The 18,601-nt window shown below is 72.2% G+C and carries 17 protein-coding genes; 10 read left to right on the forward strand and 7 right to left on the reverse strand.

Going from position 1 to position 18,601, the window contains the following annotated elements; genetic code table 11:
• Positions 1–164 precede the first annotated feature (164 nt).
• The 7 genes from FDP22_RS10550 (at position 165) to FDP22_RS10580 (ending at position 6,176) form a co-directional block, all read left to right on the forward strand.
• Positions 165–851 (forward strand): DUF2062 domain-containing protein, encoded by a 687-nt coding sequence (locus tag FDP22_RS10550; protein ID WP_138572746.1) that lies wholly within the window; start codon positions 165–167, stop codon positions 849–851.
• A gap of 196 nt (positions 852–1,047) precedes the next feature.
• Positions 1,048–1,845: a pyridoxine 5'-phosphate synthase gene (locus FDP22_RS10555; RefSeq protein ID WP_138572748.1), complete on the forward strand. Its 798-nt coding sequence runs from the start codon at positions 1,048–1,050 to the stop codon at positions 1,843–1,845.
• Positions 1,842–2,246: a holo-ACP synthase gene (gene acpS, locus FDP22_RS10560; RefSeq protein ID WP_138572750.1), complete on the forward strand. Its 405-nt coding sequence runs from the start codon at positions 1,842–1,844 to the stop codon at positions 2,244–2,246. Before FDP22_RS10555 ends, acpS begins: the two co-directional genes overlap by 4 nt.
• A 771-nt stretch (positions 2,247–3,017) precedes the next feature.
• Positions 3,018–3,815 carry a signal peptidase I gene (gene lepB, locus FDP22_RS10565; protein ID WP_138573317.1) on the forward strand — a complete coding sequence of 266 codons (798 nt, stop codon included), beginning with the start codon at positions 3,018–3,020 and terminating at the stop codon, positions 3,813–3,815.
• Positions 3,816–4,062: 247 nt separating this feature from the next.
• Positions 4,063–4,755, forward strand: coding sequence for a ribonuclease III (gene rnc / locus FDP22_RS10570; RefSeq protein WP_138572752.1), 693 nt, complete (start codon positions 4,063–4,065; stop codon positions 4,753–4,755).
• Positions 4,748–5,659 carry a GTPase Era gene (gene era, locus FDP22_RS10575; RefSeq protein WP_138572754.1) on the forward strand — a complete coding sequence of 304 codons (912 nt, stop codon included), beginning with the start codon at positions 4,748–4,750 and terminating at the stop codon, positions 5,657–5,659. Before rnc ends, era begins: the two co-directional genes overlap by 8 nt.
• A 190-nt stretch (positions 5,660–5,849) precedes the next feature.
• Positions 5,850–6,176: a DUF1491 family protein gene (locus tag FDP22_RS10580; protein WP_138572756.1), complete on the forward strand. Its 327-nt coding sequence runs from the start codon at positions 5,850–5,852 to the stop codon at positions 6,174–6,176.
• A gap of 433 nt (positions 6,177–6,609) precedes the next feature.
• Here the strand turns inward: FDP22_RS10580 and FDP22_RS10585 are convergent, their stop codons facing one another.
• The 6 genes from FDP22_RS10585 to FDP22_RS10610 form a co-directional block, all read right to left on the reverse strand.
• A complete protein-coding gene (locus tag FDP22_RS10585; protein ID WP_138572758.1) occupies positions 6,610–6,876 on the reverse strand; it encodes an HPr family phosphocarrier protein in 267 nt (88 codons plus the stop codon).
• A gap of 366 nt (positions 6,877–7,242) precedes the next feature.
• Complete coding sequence (locus FDP22_RS10590) at positions 7,243–7,662, reverse strand: PTS sugar transporter subunit IIA (RefSeq protein ID WP_138572760.1); 420 nt, start codon at positions 7,660–7,662, stop codon at positions 7,243–7,245.
• A 3-nt stretch (positions 7,663–7,665) separates the two neighbouring features.
• The gene (rapZ, locus tag FDP22_RS10595; protein ID WP_138572762.1) at positions 7,666–8,613 is read right to left on the reverse strand and encodes an RNase adapter RapZ; all 948 of its coding nucleotides are present in this window, start codon (positions 8,611–8,613) and stop codon (positions 7,666–7,668) included.
• 95 nt (positions 8,614–8,708) lie between these two features.
• The gene (locus FDP22_RS10600) at positions 8,709–9,170 is read right to left on the reverse strand and encodes an HPr kinase/phosphorylase (protein ID WP_138572763.1); all 462 of its coding nucleotides are present in this window, start codon (positions 9,168–9,170) and stop codon (positions 8,709–8,711) included.
• Positions 9,167–10,711, reverse strand: a complete 1,545-nt coding sequence (locus FDP22_RS10605) for a sensor histidine kinase (protein WP_239031747.1) — start codon at positions 10,709–10,711, stop codon at positions 9,167–9,169. The genes FDP22_RS10600 and FDP22_RS10605 overlap by 4 nt, the downstream gene beginning before the upstream one ends.
• 951 nt (positions 10,712–11,662) lie before the next feature.
• On the reverse strand, positions 11,663–12,361 hold the full coding sequence (locus FDP22_RS10610; protein ID WP_138572767.1) for a response regulator transcription factor: 699 nt from the start codon (positions 12,359–12,361) through the stop codon (positions 11,663–11,665).
• Positions 12,362–12,721: 360 nt separating this feature from the next.
• Between FDP22_RS10610 and FDP22_RS10615 the strand changes: the two genes are divergently transcribed.
• Both FDP22_RS10615 and FDP22_RS10620 read left to right on the forward strand, forming a co-directional pair.
• Positions 12,722–14,326 (forward strand): phosphoenolpyruvate carboxykinase, encoded by a 1,605-nt coding sequence (locus FDP22_RS10615; RefSeq protein WP_138572769.1) that lies wholly within the window; start codon positions 12,722–12,724, stop codon positions 14,324–14,326.
• A gap of 269 nt (positions 14,327–14,595) precedes the next feature.
• Complete coding sequence (locus FDP22_RS10620) at positions 14,596–15,357, forward strand: Stf0 family sulfotransferase (protein ID WP_138572771.1); 762 nt, start codon at positions 14,596–14,598, stop codon at positions 15,355–15,357.
• 413 nt (positions 15,358–15,770) lie between these two features.
• Here FDP22_RS10620 and FDP22_RS10625 read toward each other — a convergent pair whose 3' ends face one another.
• Positions 15,771–16,538, reverse strand: a complete 768-nt coding sequence (locus tag FDP22_RS10625) for a sulfite exporter TauE/SafE family protein (RefSeq protein ID WP_239031748.1) — start codon at positions 16,536–16,538, stop codon at positions 15,771–15,773.
• Between the two features lie 232 nt (positions 16,539–16,770).
• On the opposite strand from FDP22_RS10625, the gene FDP22_RS10630 reads away from it, so the two are divergent.
• A complete protein-coding gene (locus tag FDP22_RS10630; protein WP_138572773.1) occupies positions 16,771–18,462 on the forward strand; it encodes an acyl-CoA dehydrogenase family protein in 1,692 nt (563 codons plus the stop codon).
• Positions 18,463–18,601 lie beyond the last annotated feature (139 nt).

An 18,601-nucleotide genomic window follows, 5' to 3' on the forward strand; every position in this document is an offset into this window, starting at 1 on the left:
CCGGGGCGCTGCCAGGGCGGGTCCCGTCCTGGCGACTTGGGGAGGCGGAGCGAGCTTAGGTGGGCTGCAATGCTTGACGGTGGAGTGGAGCTTCTGGAACAGGCGACGTGCGCAGGCCGCGCGCCGGCAACGCGTAGCGCCCTGCGCGCGCCGCGGGGGCGCTGATGGTCTTCAAGCGGCGCGACAGGCTGCCACTGGCGGACCGGGCCCGGGAGTTCTTCTATCCCCGCAAGGGGTGGCGCCGGGGCATCGAGTACCTGGGCCACCGGGTGAAGCGCCTGCCGGACAGCCCGCACCGCATCGCCATGGGGTTCGCCTCCGGGGCTTTCGTGTCCTTCAGCCCGCTGTTCGGCCTGCATTTTCTCTATGCCGCCGCGGTGGCCTGGGTGGTGCGCGGCAACATCATCGCCTCGCTGATCGGCACTGCGGTGGGCAACCCGCTCACCTTCCCCTTCATCGCCATCACCTCGCTCGGCATCGGCCGCTGGCTGCTCGGCCGCGGCGACGAGGGCTCCACCTTCAACCAGGTGACCCACGCCTTCGGCGAGGCCTTCGGCGGCATCTGGGAAACCTTCCAGAGCTGGCTGGGCCACGGCCCCAGCGCGCTGGACCGGCTGTTCCTGTTCTTCCACGATGTCTTCCTGCCGTATTTCCTCGGCGGCACCCTCGCCGGGCTCGGCTGTGGCGCGGTGGTCTACGTGATCTGCCGGGTGCTGGTCGGGGCCTATCAGCGCCGCCGGCGCGGCCAGATGCTGGCGCGGGTGAAGCTGAAGATGGAGGCTGCGGCGCGCAAGCGGGCCGAGGCGCAGGGGAAATGCGGGCTCACGCCCCAGATCGACCCTGCGGAGTGACCGCGCGGTTCGGGAGGCGGGCCAGCCCTTCCGGCGGACGCGGCGGCGCCGGTGCCCGGTGTCGGCCGGGAAGACGAGACGGCCGCCGGAGCGGCGCCGCGAACTGACGATGCCGCGCGGATCCGCCCCGTGCTGCAGGATGACACTGCGCCGTCCGGGCTCCCCGGCGGCGCGAAGACCATAGGACCGGACCGAGATGCCTGACGCCACCGCCCCCCTGAAGCCCCTCGGCCGGCTGCGCCTCGGGGTGAACATCGACCACGTCGCCACCGTGCGCAACGCCCGTGGCGGCGAAACGCCGGACCCGGTGCGCGCCGCGCGCCTGGCCGAGGCCGCCGGGGCGGACGGCATCACCGCCCACCTGCGCGAGGACCGGCGCCACATCGGCGATGCCGACATCGAGCGGCTGGTCGCGGCCCTCACCGTGCCGCTGAACTTCGAGATGGCCGCCACGCCGGAGATGCAGGCCATCGCCCTGCGCCACCGCCCGCACGCGGTGTGCCTTGTGCCCGAGCGGCGCGAGGAGCGCACCACGGAGGGCGGGCTGGAGGTGGCGCGGGAGGAGAACCGGCTGGCGCATTTCATCGCCCCGCTGCGCGAGGCGGGCTGCCGGGTGAGCATCTTCATCGCCGCCGACCAGCGCCAGATCGAGGCTGCCGCGCGCATCGGCGCCCCGGTGATCGAGCTGCACACCGGCGCCTATTGCGACGCGCATAACGAGGGCCGCCTCGAGGCCCGCGATGCCGAGCTCGCCCGCCTGCGCGACATGGCCGCCTTCGCCCATTCCATCGGGCTGGAGGTGCATGCCGGCCACGGCATCACCTACGAGACGGTGAAGCCCGTTGCCGCCTTCCCGGAGGTGATGGAGCTCAACATCGGCCATTACCTCATTGGCGAGGCGATCTTTTCCGGGCTCGACAGCGCCATCCGCCGCATGCGCGCGCTGATGGACGAGGCCCGGCGCGAGGCATTCGGCGACGCGGGCGCCGCATGATCCTCGGGGTCGGGACCGACCTTGCCAACATCGAGCGCATCGGGGGCACGCTGGAGCGGTTCGGCCCCCGGTTCGTCAACCGTGTCTTCACCGAGATCGAGCAGAGGCGGTCCGAGCGCCGCAAGGAACGGGTCGCCTCCTATGCCAAGCGCTGGGCGGCCAAGGAGGCCTGTTCCAAGGCGCTGGGCACCGGGCTGCGCATGGGCATCGCCTGGATCGAGATGGAGGTGGTGAACCTGCCCACCGGCCAGCCGACCATGCGGCTGTCGGGGGGGGCGGCGGAGCGGCTGTCGCGCATGCTGCCGGAGGGGCATGTGCCGCACATCCACGTGTCGCTCACCGACGATCACCCCTGGGCGCAGGCCTTCGTGGTGATCGAAGCCTCGCCGGTGGACCGGTGAGCCGCGCCGTGGCACCGGGCCGCGCCGTGACGCCGGACCGCGCCGTGACGCCGGGCCGCGCCGTGACGCCGGACCGTGCCGTGACGCCGGGCCGCGCCGTGGCACCGGGCTGCGCCGTGGCACCGGGCCGTGCCGTGACGCCGGACCACGGCGTGACGCTGGGCCGCAGCGGACCGGGGCGGCCGGAGGCCCGCCACCCGGTGGCGGCGGTGCCGTGGGCGGGCCCGGCTCCGCGCGTGGGCGCGCGGCCCCCGGGTATCGCGTCCGTGAGCACCGCCCGGCCTTGCTTGACAGCGCCCGTCCGAGGCGCGACAACCCGCGCGGCTGTGCAGCGCGGCCGCGCCTGACGCAGGGGCTGCGTCGGGGGCGCCTGTCGGGCGCCGCCGTGTCCTGCCTGCCGTGTTCTGCGGCAGGGTCCGGGCCCCGCCGCCGCAGGCGGCGGACGCCGGGCACCCCCCTGTGCCGCAATTCGCGGCCGGCACCGGAAGACCAGCCGTCCCGCGGCCGGCGGGGCGCGCAGACGGCCTCGCGCCCCCGGCGGCGGGGCCTGCCCGGCGCGGTTCGCGGCGGGGAGAGACGGCCCGCTTGTCGCGCGTGTCGCGGCGGTGGATGACGGACCTGCCCGGCGGCCTGCCGCGGCGGGCTGCGATGGACCCGCCCGGCAGCATGTCGCGGCCGGACCCGATGGACCCGCCCTGTCGCATCCTGCGGCGGGCACCGATGGACCCGCCCGGCCGCGCTCTGTGGCGGGCACCGATGGAACGGAACGAGATGAGCACCAAGTCGAAGAGCGGAAGCAGCAGCATCAGCGAACTGGTCAAGACCGTGGTCTATGCCCTTCTGATCGCCGCGGTGTTCCGGACCCTGCTGTTCCAGCCGTTCTGGATCCCCTCGGGGTCGATGAAGCCGACGCTGCTCATCGGCGATTTCCTGTTCGTGAACAAGTTCGCCTACGGGTATTCGCGCAATTCCTGCCCGTTCTCGGCCTGCCCGTTCTCGGGGCGCATCTGGGCCAGCCAGCCGGAGCGCGGCGACGTGATCGTGTTCCGCCACCCCCGCACCGGCGAGGATTACGTGAAGCGGCTGATCGGCCTGCCGGGCGACCGGGTGCAGGTGAAGGACTCGCTGCTCTACATCAACGGCACGCCCGTGGACGTGAAGGTGGCGCCGGACTTCGTCGAGCCCTACGTGGCCCAGGGGCTGCAGACCCACCCCGGCTCACGCCCGAACTGCATCAACGTGCCGGCCGCCCAGGGCGGCGACTGCATCAAGCGGCGCGAGATCGAGACCCTGCCCGGCGGCGTCTCGCATGAAATCCTTGATGTCGGCGAAACCCGGGCAGACAATACCGTGGAGTTCAGCGTGCCGCCGGGGGAATACTTCTTCATGGGTGACAACCGCGACAATTCCATCGACAGCCGGTTCTCGCAATCCGACAACGGCGTGGGCTTCGTGCCGTTCGAGAACCTGATCGGCCGTGCGGACCGGATCATCTTCTCCTCCGCCGGCAACAGCCTGCTGGCCTTCTGGGACTGGCGCGCCGACCGTTTCTTCAAGGCCATTCGATGACCCGCGCCGCGGCAGTACCCGGGGCCGGCGGCGCCGCGCGCACCGGTGTGCGGGCGCGCGGCCGGCGCCCCGGCCTGCCGCAGCGGGCCGGCGCCGGGGCCTTGCCGCGAAGCGGGGCGGCGGGGCAGGCGATTTCCGGGGAAGGTCCGGCGCCCGCCGGGACTTCGGCGCTGCATCTGTCCTTCCGGGGCGCAGCCCTTCGGGGCCACGCTTTCGCGGGGGGCGGTCCTCGGGCCGGCCTGGTCTGATGGCCGCGCGCAGCGAGGTGCTGGCCCGCGTCGAGGCGCGGATCGGGCATGTGTTCTCCCGCTCCGACCTGCTCGACGAGGCGCTCACCCATGCCTCCTTCTCCACCAACGTGCGGCCGGACAACCAGCGGCTGGAGTTCCTGGGAGACCGGGTGCTCGGGCTGGTGATCGCCGAGGCGTTGCTGGTGCAGGACCCGGGCGCGGCCGAGGGCGTTCTGGCACCGCGCCTCAACGCGCTGGTGCGCAAGGAGACCTGCGCGGAGGTTGCGGTGGACCTCGATCTCGGCGCCGCCATCGTGATGGGCCGCTCGGAGATGCTCTCGGGCGGGCGGCGCAAGCAGGCCATCCTGGGCGACGCCATGGAATCGGTGATCGCGGCAGTGTATCTTGACGCCGGGCTCGACGTGGCGCGCGCCTTCATCCTGCGGGCCTGGGCCGGCCGGGTGGAGACCGCGGAGGCGCGGGCCGCGGATGCGAAGAGCGCCTTGCAGGAATGGGCACAGGGCCGCGGCCAGGAGCCGCCGGATTATCGCGAAATCGCGCGCAGCGGGCCGCCGCACGCGCCGATCTTCACCATCGAGGTGCGGCTGGCCAGCGGTGAGAGCGCCGTTGCCCAGGCCCGATCGAAACGTGCGGCACAGCAATCGGCGGCGGCACAGCTGCTCAAGTCACTGGAGACCGGAGATGAGTGAAACGACCCGTTGCGGGTTCGTCGCCCTGATCGGCGAGCCGAATGCCGGCAAGTCGACCCTGCTGAACCGCATGGTGGGGGCGAAGGTCTCCATCGTCACGCACAAGGTGCAGACGACGCGGACACGCATCCGCGGCGTGGCGCTGGAGGGCGATGCGCAGGTGGTGTTCGTGGACACGCCGGGCCTGTTCCGCCCGCGCCGGCGGCTGGACCGCGCCATGGTGGCCGCGGCCTGGTCCGGCGCGTCGGACGCCGATGCCATCGTGCTGCTGGTCGAGGCGCATCGCGGCATCACGCCGGGGGTGGAGGCGATCCTCGCGACCCTGGCCGAGCAGGCCGGCGAACGCCCCGTCGTGCTGGCGATCAACAAGATCGACCGGGTGAAGGCCGAGACGCTGCTGGCACTCTCCGAGACGCTGAACGCGAAGCGCGACTTCGCCGCGACCTTCATGATCTCGGCGGAGCGGGGCCACGGCGTGCCGCATCTGCGCGAATGGCTGGCGGAGCGGATGCCGGAGGGCCCCTGGCTCTACCCGGAGGACCAGATCGCCGACCTGCCGCTGCGGATGATCGCCTCGGAGACCACGCGCGAGAAGCTGACCCTGCGCCTGCACGAGGAACTGCCCTACCAGCTCACCGTGGAGACCGAGACCTGGACGGAGCGCGAGGACGGCTCGGTGCGCATCGACCAGGTGGTCTACGTGATGCGCGACGGCCACAAGGGCATCGTGCTCGGCTCGAAGGGCGAGACGATCAAGGCCGTCGGCTCCGCCGCGCGCACCGACCTGCGCGAGTTCCTGGGCCGCGACGTGCACCTGTTCCTGCAGGTGAAGGTACGGCCGAACTGGCTGGAGGAGCCGGAGCGCTACTCCGAGATGGGGCTGGACTTCAAGGACGGCGCATGAGCCGGGGAGCGCGCGCCTCGGGGAGGGGGCAGGCCCCCTCCGCCTCGGCACGCGCGTCGGGCCCTTTCGGGCCCTCCGGTCCGGGCGCAACCGGCCGCGCCCTGCGGCCGGCGCCGAGCGGGGGCTCGATGCCCCCCGAGGCGCTCCTCCCCGAAGCACGCAGCGCCGCCATCCCGGGGGAGCCGGGCTGATGGCGCGTCTCGCGTCGGGATTCTGGGTGGGCGCCTATCTGCAGCGGCTGCGCCTGGCCGACCTGCCGGTCTACGTGACGGCCCGCGGCGACGCGGAATCGGGCGCCGTGCTCGTGAAGCTCGCCACGCTGGACGGCCGCGCGCGGCTGTTCCACCGCGTCACCACCCCCGAGGGCCGGCGCTGGGACATCCTGGCCGACGGGCCGGAGCCCGAGGTCGACGCCGCCATCGCCCGGCAGCGCGGCTTCGACCCCGATCTCTGGGTGCTGGAGGTGGAGAGCCGGGACGGCCGGCACCTGCTGGAAGAGGACGGGCTGGCGGACTAGCCGCTGCGACCGGTGCCGGGCTTGCGGGGCCGCCGGTGCTCAGCGCTTGCGGAGCTGCCGGTGCCGATGCCGGGCGCTTGCGGGGCTTGGCGGTGCCGATGTCGGGTGCTTGTGCGGCTGATGATGGTGCCGGGTTGACGGGCTTCCTTGGAGTGCAGGCCGGTCGGCGCACGACGGGTGAAGCCGGATCGTGCTCCCCGGGGTGCGAACCGGTGCCGCGTCTCAGTGCCCGCGGGTCTCCGGAGGTGGCGTGAGCGCCGTGAGGGGCGCGACCGCCGCGCATGGCCTGCCGGGGCAGGCGCCCTCAGGTTCCGGCCGGGCCGGCGTGCGGGCCTCAGGCGTCGGGTTGCGGGCGGACCGGGGTGTGCCGCCGGACAGCCGGGGCTTGCGGCGGCGGGCAGGCAGGCCCCCGCGCACGGCCCGAAGGCCCGGCTCAGCGGCCCTCGCCGAAGAGGCCGGAGACCAGATCGCGCAGCGCTTCGGCCAGGGCCTCGGCTTCCGGACCGGAGGTTTCGACCTCGATCGAGGTGCCTTTCGCTGCGGCGAGCATCAGCAGGCCCATGATGCTGTCTCCCGAGACGGTCATGCCATCCCGGCTTACCCGGGCGCGGGCATCGAAGCGTTCCACCGTCTCGACGAACCGCGCCGAGGCCCGGGCGTGCAGCCCCTTTTCATTGCGGATCTCGAGGCTGAGGGTCATGCGGCGGTCACTCTCCGAAGGGTCTGGCGGTGATCAGGCGCGGGGAGCCCGCGCCGGCGCGCGCTCCGGCGACACCCTGCGTGCGGAGGGGGCCGGCCGTCCCGGCCCGGGCGTGCTGCCGGCGCGGCAGAGGCGCCCGGCGGCGGGTCAGGGGACAGTCCCGGTCGGCCGCTGCCTCACCGATTCCGCTACCGGAGCCCGGCTGGCAAGCGAGCCCCCCTGCGTGCCGCGCGACTGGGCACAACGCGCGGGCATCGCCGGGCCCGCGGCGTCGGGTGGACGTGCATCTGAGGCCCCGGACCGGGCAGGCGGGCACGGGCAGGCGGGACCGGGCGGAGACAGGCTCGCGGGGTCCACGCGCGCGCATCACTGGCGGGCGGGCTCGGACCGGGCGCCGGAGAGAATGGCGCCGGCGGAATTGATGTACTTGTGCCCGGCGTCGAGCGCGAGGGACACGCTTTCGGCGAGGGGCAGGTGCCGGGTCTTGCCGAGCTTGACCAGCAGCGGCAGGTTGGCGCCGTAGATCACCTCCACATTGCCCATCCGGCAGGTGCCCATCGCGAGGTTGGAGGGCGTGCCGCCGAACATGTCGGTGATCACCACGGTGCCGGAGCCGGCCTCGACCTCCCGCACGGCCTGGCGGATCTCCTCCTGCTTGGCGCGCAGGTCATCGTCGGGCGCAATGCCGATGGCACGGGCGCCGGGCTGCTTGCCCACCACATGTTCCAGCGTCGCGAGCATTTCGCGCGCCAGTCCGCCATGGGCAACGATCACAAGACCGATCATCGGTCACTTCCCCTTCCGGGCATTCGCGCTCCTGCCCAGCCGCTCGAGTTCACGGTGGCGAATAGACACAGGCCAGCCCGCGAGTTCAAGCCGTTTTGCGGCCGCTTCCGCGACGCAGACGGACCTGTGTTGCCCGCCGGTGCAGCCAAAGCCCACGCTGAGGTAGGCCTTGCCCTCATCCCGATAGGCCGGGAGGAGGTCTGATATGAGACCGGTGAATCGTGAAAAAAAGGTCTCGAACAGCGGGTCGGACTTCACATGAGCGGCAACGGCCGGGTCGCGGCCGTCCATCGGGCGCAGCTCCGGGATCCAGTGCGGGTTGGAGAGGAAGCGCATGTCGAACAGGATGTCGAGCCCGCCGGGAATGCCGCGCTTGTAGGAGAAGCTGACCACCGACAGCGCCAGCCCCTGCATGCCCGCGCCGCCGAACCAGCGCTGCAGCTCGGCCTTCAGGTCATGCGGGGTGAGGTCGGTGGTGTCGATCAGGATGTCGGCCATCTCGCGCAGCGGATGCAGCAGGGCCAGTTCGCGCGCCAGCCCGGTTTCCGCGCTGCCGTCCGGCGCCAGCGGGTGGCGGCGCCGGGTTTCGGAGAACCGGCGCAGCAGCACGGCATCGGCGCAGTCGAGGTAGAGCAGGGTGCCGGTGAGGTTCGGCACGTCGCGCAGCGCGATGGCGGTTTCGGCGAGGGCGGTGGGGCTGAAGCCGCGGGTGCGCGCGTCGATGCCGATGGCCAGCGGCCGGCCCGGCGTATCGGTGCCCTGCAGCAGCCGGGGCACGAGGCTGAGCGGCAGGTTGTCGATCACCTCGAAGCCCAGGTCCTCCAGCGCCCGGATCGCGGTGCTGCGCCCGGCGCCGGACGGGCCGGTGACGAAGACCACCACCTGGCCTTCGCGGCCGGCGGCCTGCGTGCCGGCGGTCGGGGCGCCTTCGTCCCCGGGCGGCGGAGCCATGGCGGGGCCGCAGGGCGGTGCCGCCGCGGGGGCGGCGGGCGCGGCCCGGGATGCTGTTCCGGACAGTTTCCCGGTATCGGGAGGGCAATGGGGCATCACGGGATCTCCAGCAGGCTGGCGCCGGGGCGCAGGACGGCGGTGAGGACCGCGGCGAGATCGGGGTGGCCGCGGCCGTGCAGGCTGCGCAGCGGCACCCCGAGCAGGCTGTGGCCGCGCGGGGGCGGCAGGCGCTCGGTCTCGGCGGTGTCGAGGTCGACGTGCAGGGCCAGCGGGATGTCGCGCACCCGGGGCATCTGCACCAGCCCGATGCCGCGTGCCTCGATCCGCCCGGCGATGGCCGCGGGCGCCACGGCGATCACGCAGGAGCCGGCCCGGCGCAGGATCACCCCGTCATCGGCCACCAGCCGCGCCCCGAGCGCGATCATCCGCAGGCACAGCAGCGACTTGCCGCTGCCCGGGCTGCCGGTGACCAGCAGGCCGCGCATGCCCACGGCCACGCAGCTCGCCTGGGTGAGCGTGAGGCTGCCCGGAGGCGGGAGGAGGGGGGCGGCGGTCATTGCGGCAGGACCACGCGGAAACAGGCGCCGCCGGGGCTGCCGTCGGGCCGGGGCGGGCGGTTCTCCGCCCAGATGCGGCCGCCGTGCGCGTCCACGATCTGCCGCGAGATGCTGAGGCCGAGGCCGGAATGGCCGCCGAAATCGCGCTCCGGGCGCTCGGAGTAGAAGCGGCGGAAGATGTCGTCGAGGTTCTCCGGCGGCAGGCCGGGGCCGGTGTCGCACACGCTCACCATCACCTCGCGGGTGCCGTGGGGCGCCGCGCTCACCACCACGGTGCCGCCGGGCGGCAGGAAGGAGAGGGCGTTGTCGATGAGGTTGATGAACACCTGCGCCAGGCGGCTCTCGATGCCGCTGAGGCCGAGGGGCTCCGCCGGCAGGTCGGCGAAGAGCTGGCCGACACGGCCGCGCGCCGGCGGCGCCTGCACCTCGACGACCATGCGCAGCAGCCCGGTCATCGAGAAGACGGCGCGCTCCTCGCGCACCATCTCGCTGTCGAGCCGAGAGGAGTTGGAGATGTCGGTCACCAGCCGGTCGAGGCGCATCACGTCGGTCTCGATCACCTGCATCAGCCGGCGGCGGGCGGCACCGCCCTCCGGCGCCACGCGCAGCGTTTCCACCGCGGAGCGCAGCGAGGTGAGCGGGTTGCGGATCTCGTGGGCCACGTCGGCGGCGAAGCGCTCGGTGTCCTCCACCCGCTCGACCAGCGCCGCCGTCATCCGCCGCATCGCGCCGGAGAGATCGCCGATCTCGTCCCGCCGGGCGGTGAGGTCGGGGATGTGGATGCGGCCGGGGTCGAGGATGCGCGTCGAGCGGCCCTGGCCGCGCTCCGCCGCGGCCGCAAGGCGGCGGATCGGCAGGGCGATGGTGTTGGCCAGCACCAGCGACAGCAGCACGGAGACCGCCGCGGCCACCACCCCCATCTGGAAGATGCGGTTGCGCTCGTAGCGGATCATCTCGTCGATGTCGCCCCGGCGGGTGGCGACGCGGACCACGCCGATGATGCCCTCGGCGGTCTCGATGGGAATGGCGGCGGCGATGATGGTCTGCCGCTCGGAATTGGGCTCGTGGTAGATGCTGGGCCGGCCGAGCAGCGCGGCCTTGACCCGCGGGTCCGGCCGCGTGTCGCCGGGGGTCGCTGTGCGCGGGGTGTCCGGTGTCGCGGGGCTGTCACCGGGCTCGATCAGCGCGCCGATCCGGCTGAGCAGGTCCGGCCGCGCCGGGCCGCTGAGTTCGTCGGGCAGCGCCGCGGGCAGGGGGGCGCTCAGGTCGGGCAGGCTGACGGGCTCCTCTCCGGTGTCGAGCACGACGGCCCCGGTCTCGTCGAAGAGCTGCAGGCGGCTGCCGCTCACCCTCTGGAACAGGCGCGCCTGTTCAAGCGCCGGATGGATCCGGTCCGCCAGGGTGCGGCCGGGGCGCAGGGCGAGGGTGCCGGCCACCAGCCGGGCCTCGGTGGCCAGGGCGCTGGAGCGTTCGCGCAGCAGCGCGTCCTCGAAGCGGGTAAGGGAGAGGATTCCGCAGACCAGCGCGCCGAGGGCGATCATGTTGATGCCGATGATGCGCCGGGCGAGGGGGGAGCGGAAGCCGCGCCACAGGCCGGAGAGCCCCGGTCTGCGGACGCGCTCCGCCGCCCGGAGAGCCGCCGCCGCACGCCCCCTTCCGCCGGGACCCGGCCAGGAGGCGGGCGTGCCGGCGCCCGGGTCTGCATGACCGGGCGGCCCCGCGCGGCCCGCCTGCGGGCGTGGCGCGGCGGGGAGGCCGGCGGCATCGCGCCCGCCTTCGCCCGCGCCCGGCTGCGCGCCCGTGCCCGCCCGGCGGGGGGAACCCTCGCGGACTGTCTCCACGCCAGTCATGGCGGAGGCGCCGGACGCATGGCCGCCGTCCTGACGCGCGGCCACACCTGTCAGCCCCGGGAGCGCCGCACCGGGCGCAGGGACATCCGGTGCGGCGCCGCGAGGCCCGGAGAGGCGCGCGCCGGACGTCTGTGCAGCCTGCGCAGAAGGAGTGCCGGGGATGCGTGGTGCGGGGGCGGCGCCGGGGTGCGCGGCAGGGCGCGTACGGGACGTGGGTGCATGCTGTGCGGAAGGAGTGCCGGGGATGCGCGGTGCGGGGGCGTCGCCGGAGTGTGCGGAAGGGTGCACGCCGGAGGTGGGTGCATCCTGCGCGGAAGCGGTGCCGGGGGTGCCCGGTGCGGGAGCGGCGCCGGGATGTCCGGCAGGGCGCGCGCGGGATGCGGGGGTATCCTGCGCAGAGGCGGGCAGGCCCGGTGACGGGGCGCTGCCGGGGGGGCGGAAGAGGGGGGCGTCCTGCCCGGAGGGTAGGCCCGGGTGTCCGGGGAGCGCGCCGGACGGGGGCGTGTCCCGCCTCGGAGCGGCGCCCCGGGGAAACGGCGCATCGGGCGTGGGGGCACCCCGCCCGGGGGCGGTGCCGGGCTGTGCGGGGGGCGAAGCGTCGACGGGCTCCGGCCGGGTCACGCGGGGGGGCGACATGGGTGCTCAGGCCTCCCTGTAGCGGTACCCCACGCCGTAGAGCGTCTCGATGGAGGCGAAGGTCTCGTCCACCGCGCGCAGCTTCTTGCGCACGCGCTTGATGTGGCTGTCGATGGTGCGGTCATCGACATAGACTTCGTCCTGGTAGGCGACCTGCATCAGCTGTTCGCGGGTTTTCACGAAGCCGGGTCGCTGGGCGAGGGCGTGCAGGATGAGGAATTCGGTGAGGGTGAGGTTCACCGGCATGCCGCGCCAGATCACGGCGTGGCGCATCGGGTCCATCACCAGCGCGCCGCGCTCCAGGATGGTCTCGGCCTCGGTGCGCTCGGCGGCGTCGTCCTGGGGGTTGCGGCGGCGCAGCACGGCGCGGATGCGCTCGATGAGCAGGCGCTGGGAGAAGGGCTTGCGGATGTAGTCGTCCGCGCCCATGCGCAGGCCCAGCATCTCGTCGACCTCGTCATCCTTCGAGGTGAGGAAGATCACCGGAACCTCGCTCTTGCGGCGCAGGCGGCGGAGCACCTCCATGCCGTCCATGCGCGGCATCTTGATGTCGAGCACGGCGATGTCGGGCGGGCTGGCGGAGAGGGCATGCAGCGCGGTCGCCCCGTCGGAATAGGTGCGGATCTCGAACCCCTCGGATTCCAGCAGGATCGAGAGCGACGCCAGAATGTTCCTGTCGTCATCGACCAGTGCGATCGCGGGCATTCCCGGGCCTCCCCCTAGTGCCGCAGACGCCTGTTGCGCGCGCCCCGTGCCGCGGGCGCTCTTCGCCCCGTAGTGCCACAGGCGCTCTTCGCCGCGGTCTTGCTGAGTGGTCGACCATTTGTAGGCGCTTCCTTGCGCGGGTCAACGTGCAACTTCCCGCAGGGCATGTGCCAATTTGCTCCAGCCTTAATACTGGCCTTACAATTCCGCTATGTGGTACACCAACGCGGTGTCCTCATCGTCGGGAATCGACTTCCGGCGGCGCGGGGTGGCCTCCTCGCGAAGGGACACGTTGTCTGGGGAGCGCGGGGCGGACCGGGAAGCGGCCGGCCCGATGAGACGCAAGGAGCACTAGAGCTTATGGAAACCGGCATTGTAAATCCGGCCCGAACGCTGGATGCGACCGGCATTACCGGTCTGTCAAAAATTCATTACAACCTGAATGAAGCCGGCCTGATGCAGGCTGCAGTGGCCCGCGGAGAGGGCGAGATCGGCAACGGCGGAACTTTCCTGTGTTCCACCGGCAAGCACACCGGGCGGTCCCCGAAGGACAAGTTCGTGGTGCAGGACCCGTCGGTTCTCGACCAGGTCTGGTGGGAGAACAATTCCCCGATGTCGCCGGAGCATTTCGCGACACTGCATGCAGACATGCTCGAGCACATGAAGGGCCGCGAGTATTTCGTGGAGGATCTCTACGGCGGCGCCGACCCGGACTACCGCCTGAACGTGCGCCTGATCACCGAGCTGGCCTGGCACGGGCTGTTCATCCGCCACCTGCTGCGGCGGCCGGAGATCGCGGAGCTGGAAAGCTTCGTCGAGGATTTCACCATCATCAACTGCCCCAGCTTCAAGGCGGACCCCGCCCGCCACGGCTGCCGCACGGAAACCGTGATCGCCATCTCCTTCGAGAAGAAGCTGGTGCTGATCGGCGACACCTCCTACGCCGGCGAGAACAAGAAGTCGGTGTTCTCCATCCTCAACTACCTGCTGCCCGAGAAGGGCGTGATGCCGATGCACTGCTCGGCCAACCACGCCCGGGACGACACGGACGACGTGGCGGTGTTCTTCGGCCTGTCGGGCACCGGCAAGACCACCCTCTCCGCCGACCCGGGCCGGGTGCTGATCGGCGATGACGAGCACGGCTGGTCGGACAACGGCACCTTCAACTTCGAGGGCGGCTGCTACGCCAAGACCATCAGCCTCAACCCCGAGGCGGAGCCGGAGATCTACGCCACCACCTCCAAGTTCGCCACCGTGATCGAGAACATGGTCTACGATCCGAACACCAAGGTGCTGGACTTCGAGGATGACAGCCTCACCGCGAACATGCGCTGCGCCTACCCGCTGCACTACATCTCCAATGCCTCGGAGACCTCGCTGGGCGGCATCCCGAAGAACATCATCATGCTCACCTGCGACGCCTACGGCGTGCTGCCGCCGATCGCGCGGCTGACGCCGGCGCAGGCGATGTACCACTTCCTCTCGGGCTTCACCTCCAAGGTGGCCGGCACCGAGAAGGGCGTGACCGAGCCGCAGCCCACCTTCTCCACCTGCTTCGGCGCGCCGTTCATGCCGCGCCGGCCGGAGGTCTACGGCGCGCTGCTGCGCGACAAGATCGCCCAGTACGGCTCGGAGTGCTGGCTGGTGAACACCGGCTGGACCGGCGGCGCCTACGGCACCGGCGCCCGCATGCCCATCCGCGCCACCCGCGCGCTGCTCACCGCGGCGCTGGACGGCTCGCTGGGCAAGGCGGAATTCCGACGGGATCCGAACTTCGGCTTCGAGGTGCCGGTGGCGGTTCCGGGCGTGGACGCGGAGCTCCTCGACCCCCGCGCCACCTGGGCCGATGGTGCCGCCTATGACGCGCAGGCGACCAAGCTGGTGGAGATGTTCGCGAAGAATTTCGACCAGTACGTGGCCCATGTCGGCGAGGACGTGATCGCCGCGGCCCCCAGGGCCGCCTGATCCTCCCGCCCCGGCGCAACGAAGGGCGGCCCCCGGGCCGCCCTTTTTGCTGTCCGCAGCCCTCGCCGCCAGGCATGGCGGATGTCCCCGCCGCCGGGCCGTGCCGGACGGGCGGGCACCACACGCGCCACCGCCGGGCCCTGCCGGCAGTCTCTGTGGCCGCATTGACACGCAGGCCGGAGGGGCGGGGCGCCGCGGCTTGACAGGGCGCCGGGGCACGGGGAGTGTGCCCCCAGCCTTTCCACGCCTGTTGCGGGAGCCGACGCGCCATGTCCCGATACCAGTCCTACATGATCTGCACCGCGCCGCGCAGCGGCAGCACCCTGTTGTGCAGCCTGCTGGCGGCGACGGGTGTCGCTGGCCGGCCGGACTCGCATTTCCACCGGCCGTCCCTGGCGGACTGGCAGGAAGCCCACGGCATCACCCCGGACGCCGCCGCCCCGGAACGGGACATCCTCCAGGCCGTGGTCCGCGCCGCCATCGCCGAGGGCAGTGGCGACACCGGCATGTTCGGCCTGCGCATGCAGCGCCACAGTTTCGACTATTTCATGGCCAGCCTCGCCGTGCTGCACCCGGGCCTGCCGGACGACGTGGCGCGCATCCGGGCGGCCTTCGGGCACACGCTGTTCATCCACCTCACCCGGCGCGACAAGGTGGAGCAGGCGGTGTCGCTGACCCGCGCCAGCCAGACCGGCCTGTGGCACGTGGCGCCGGACGGCGCCGAACTGGAGCGGCTCGCCCCGCACCGCGAGCCCGCCTATGACGCCGAGGCGATCCGCGCCGGCGTCGCGGAGATGACCGCCGCGGACCGTGACTGGGAGGCCTGGTTCGCGCGTGAGGGCATCACCCCGCACCGCATCACCTACGACGCGCTCTCCGCCGACCCCGCCGGAACCCTCGGCGCCCTGCTGGACCGCCTCGTCCCCGGCAGGGATGCGGCGCGCGACGTCGGGCCCGGAACCCGGAAACTGGCCGATGCCACCAGCGCAGACTGGGTGGCGCGTTTCCGGGCCGAGAACGGGCTGACCTGACCCGGCGGGCGCCCCGGGCCTGACCGGTCTGGCGAGCGGTCAGGTCAGTTGCTGCCCCGCTCGACGAGCGGACAGGACCTGCCCCGCCGGGCGGGCGGACAGAGCCCGGCCCGTTTGTCGGCCGGACAGTGCTCGGCCAGCTTGGCGGGCGGACAGGGCGTGGCCTGCATGTCGGCCGGACAGGGCCTGGCCTGCCGAAATCTCCTGTCCGCGGGGTCGCGACCACCTTCGGTCGGGACGCCCTCTCCGGCATCCGGGTCAGGAAGTTGCAGGCGTTGAAGCGGGTGGGAGGTCGCGGCCAGTGAAGCGGGCCAGGATATCGTGGCGGCTCCCGCACCGCTGTTGCCTGAAACGGCCCGGTCGAACGCAGCGTCCGGCAGGGCCGGCGCGAGGCGCCAGCGCCCCGGACGGGCTCAGCCCATCAGCCCGCGGCGCAGCAGGTTCAGCCCGGCCAGCAGCAGCACCAGCATGGTGAGGCGGCGGAAGCGCTGTTGCGGCAGGCGGGCCTGCAGGCGCAGCCCGGCCACCATGCCGGCCATTGCCGGCAGCACCAGCAGCGCGGAGAACGGCGCGGTTTCGGCGCTGATCAGCCCGGAGCGCAGGTGCGCGAGCGTGAGCACCACCGAGCCCAGCAGGTAGGCGATGCCCTGCATCAGGACCGCCTCGCGCTTGTCGGTGCCGCGCGCGAGCAGGTAGAGCACGATCGGCGGGCCCCAGACCGCCGCCAGCCCGCCGGAAACACCGGCCGCGAGGCCCACGCCCGCGGCTGCGCCCGGGCTGTCGCCGGGGTCGGGCGGGGTCCAGCCGGAGAGTTGCAGCGCGCAGGCCCCGGTCACCACCGCGCCGAGGGCGAGGAACAGCGCGCGGTCGGAGATCAGCGTGAGCGTCTGCGCCGTGATCAGGATGGTGACCAGCATCACCCCGATCAGCAGCCCGTGGCGGCGCAGGCTGCGGGCGGCCTCACGCGGGCCCTGGTGCAGCGCCTGCCAGAGGTTGCTGGCCAGCGACGGCAGGATCAGCGCCGCCACCGCAAGCTGCGGCGGCAGCAGCATTCCCAGCCCGGAGATCGCGATCATCGGCAGCGCGAAGCCCACCGCGCCTTTCACGAAGCCCGCCAGCGCCATGATGGCGACGCTCAGCAGCAGCGGCGCCCAGCCGAGTGTGTCGAACAAGCTGCCCATGTGGTGGCCCCCCTCGGGGCCGATCATCACCGGGCGAGGCGGAAAGCGCAAAGGTAATAATCATGCGAAAATATGTCGCCAAATGGAGTTTCGTTGCGCAATGGTGTTGACCCGTTCTGTGCTATCGTTAGGTTGCTCGCGACTGCGGCGCTGATTCCGCACTGCACTGCGCGATGCCGAGTGTGACGCCGGAACTGCTGCCCCTCGCCCTGCTGGTGAAAGGATCGTTGCGATGACCGAAGCTGCCCACGCCCTGCCTGACAGCCCGCTTCTGCCCGACCTGCTGAGCCTCTGCGCGCAGGCGGCGCCCGCGGCCGGCGCCCTGCGCGACGCCGCCCGGGAGGTGTTGCGCGGCCGGGTGGCCAGCGGGGCGCGGGTGTCCGGCAAGGCGCTGGAGGCGGACCAGTTCGCCGCCCATGCCCTGGCCTGGCTCTCTACCTATGCCGAGGCGCTCACCCAGATGCTGGCCTGGGCGCGGGCGCTGGAGGCGGAGGGGCGCCTGGGCGAGATGGAGCGCCTGATCCTGCAGATCGGCTTCGGGGAATATCTCGCGCAGATGCAGGGCGGTATCCCGATGAGCCAGGGGGAGATCGCCCGCCCGCAGGACATCGGGCTGGACGGCACGCAGGTCGACCGGTTCGCCACCCCGGCGGTGCTGGCCCTCGCGCGCACGGGGAACACGGACGCCGCCCGTTCCCGCCTCGTCGCGCTGATGATCGAGCAGGAGGGCGCGGCCACCTTCGGCGCCACCGGGCTCGACGAGGAATTCGAGATGGTGCGCGACCAGTTCCGCCGCTTCGCGAATGACCGGGTGGTGCCCTTCGCGCATGAATGGCACCTGAAGGACGAGCTGATCCCCATGTCCATCCTGGAGGAAATGGGGGAACTGGGTGTGTTCGGCCTCACCATCCCGGAGGAATACGGCGGCTTCGGCATGGGCAAGACGGCGATGTGCGTGGTGTCCGAGGAGCTGTCGCGCGGCTATATCGGCGTGGGCAGCCTCGGCACACGCTCCGAGATCGCGGCGGAGCTGATCCTGTGCGGCGGTACCGAGGAGCAGAAGCGTGCATGGCTGCCGAAGATCGCCTCCGCCGAGATCCTGCCCACGGCCGTCTTCACCGAGCCCAACACCGGCTCCGACCTCGGGAGCCTGCGCACCCGCGCCGTGCGCGAGGGCGAGGACTACGTGGTGACCGGCAACAAGACCTGGATCACCCATGCCGCGCGCGCCGACGTGATGACCCTGCTGGTGCGCACCGACCCCGCCACCGACAATTATTCCGGTCTGTCGATGATGCTGGCGCCCAAGCCGCGCGGCACGGAAGGGGAGCCGTTCCCCGCCGAGGGCATGAGCGGCGGCGAGATCGAGGTGCTCGGCTATCGCGGCATGAAGGAATACGAGCTGGGCTTCGACGGGTTCCGCGTGCCGGCGGCGAACCTGCTCGGCGGGGTGGAGGGGCAGGGCTTCAAGCAGCTCATGCAGACCTTCGAGAGCGCGCGCATCCAGACCGCGGCGCGGGCCATCGGCGTGGCCCAGTCGGCGATGGAGATCGCCATGCGCTACGCACGCGAGCGCAAGCAGTTCGGCCGCAGCCTGATCAATTTCCCCCGGGTCTATTCCAAGCTCGCCATGATGGCGGTTGAGATCATGATCGCCCGCCAGCTCACCTATTTCTCCGCCCGGGAGAAGGACGAGGACCGGCGCTGCGACCTCGAAGCCGGCATGGCCAAGCTGCTCGGCGCGCGCATCGCCTGGGCCTGCGCCGACAACGGCTTGCAGATCCATGGCGGCAACGGCTTCGCGCTGGAATACCCGATCTCCCGCGTGCTGTGCGACGCGCGCATCCTCAACATCTTCGAGGGCGCGGCCGAGATCCAGGCCCAGGTCATCGCCCGCCGCGTGCTGGAGCAGGGCGCCAACTAGGCCCGCGCCGGGGAGGGCGTTCTGCGCTGAGGCGGTCTTGCGAGGACGTGCCGGCTGCGCCCGCGGCCTCGGCAATGCCCGGCGGATGCAGGGCGGCTTCGATCCTGCGTCCGGCCTGTCCGGGCGTCTGTCGCGCAGC

The organism is Paroceanicella profunda (assembly GCF_005887635.2).
Lineage (GTDB): Bacteria > Pseudomonadota > Alphaproteobacteria > Rhodobacterales > Rhodobacteraceae > Paroceanicella > Paroceanicella profunda.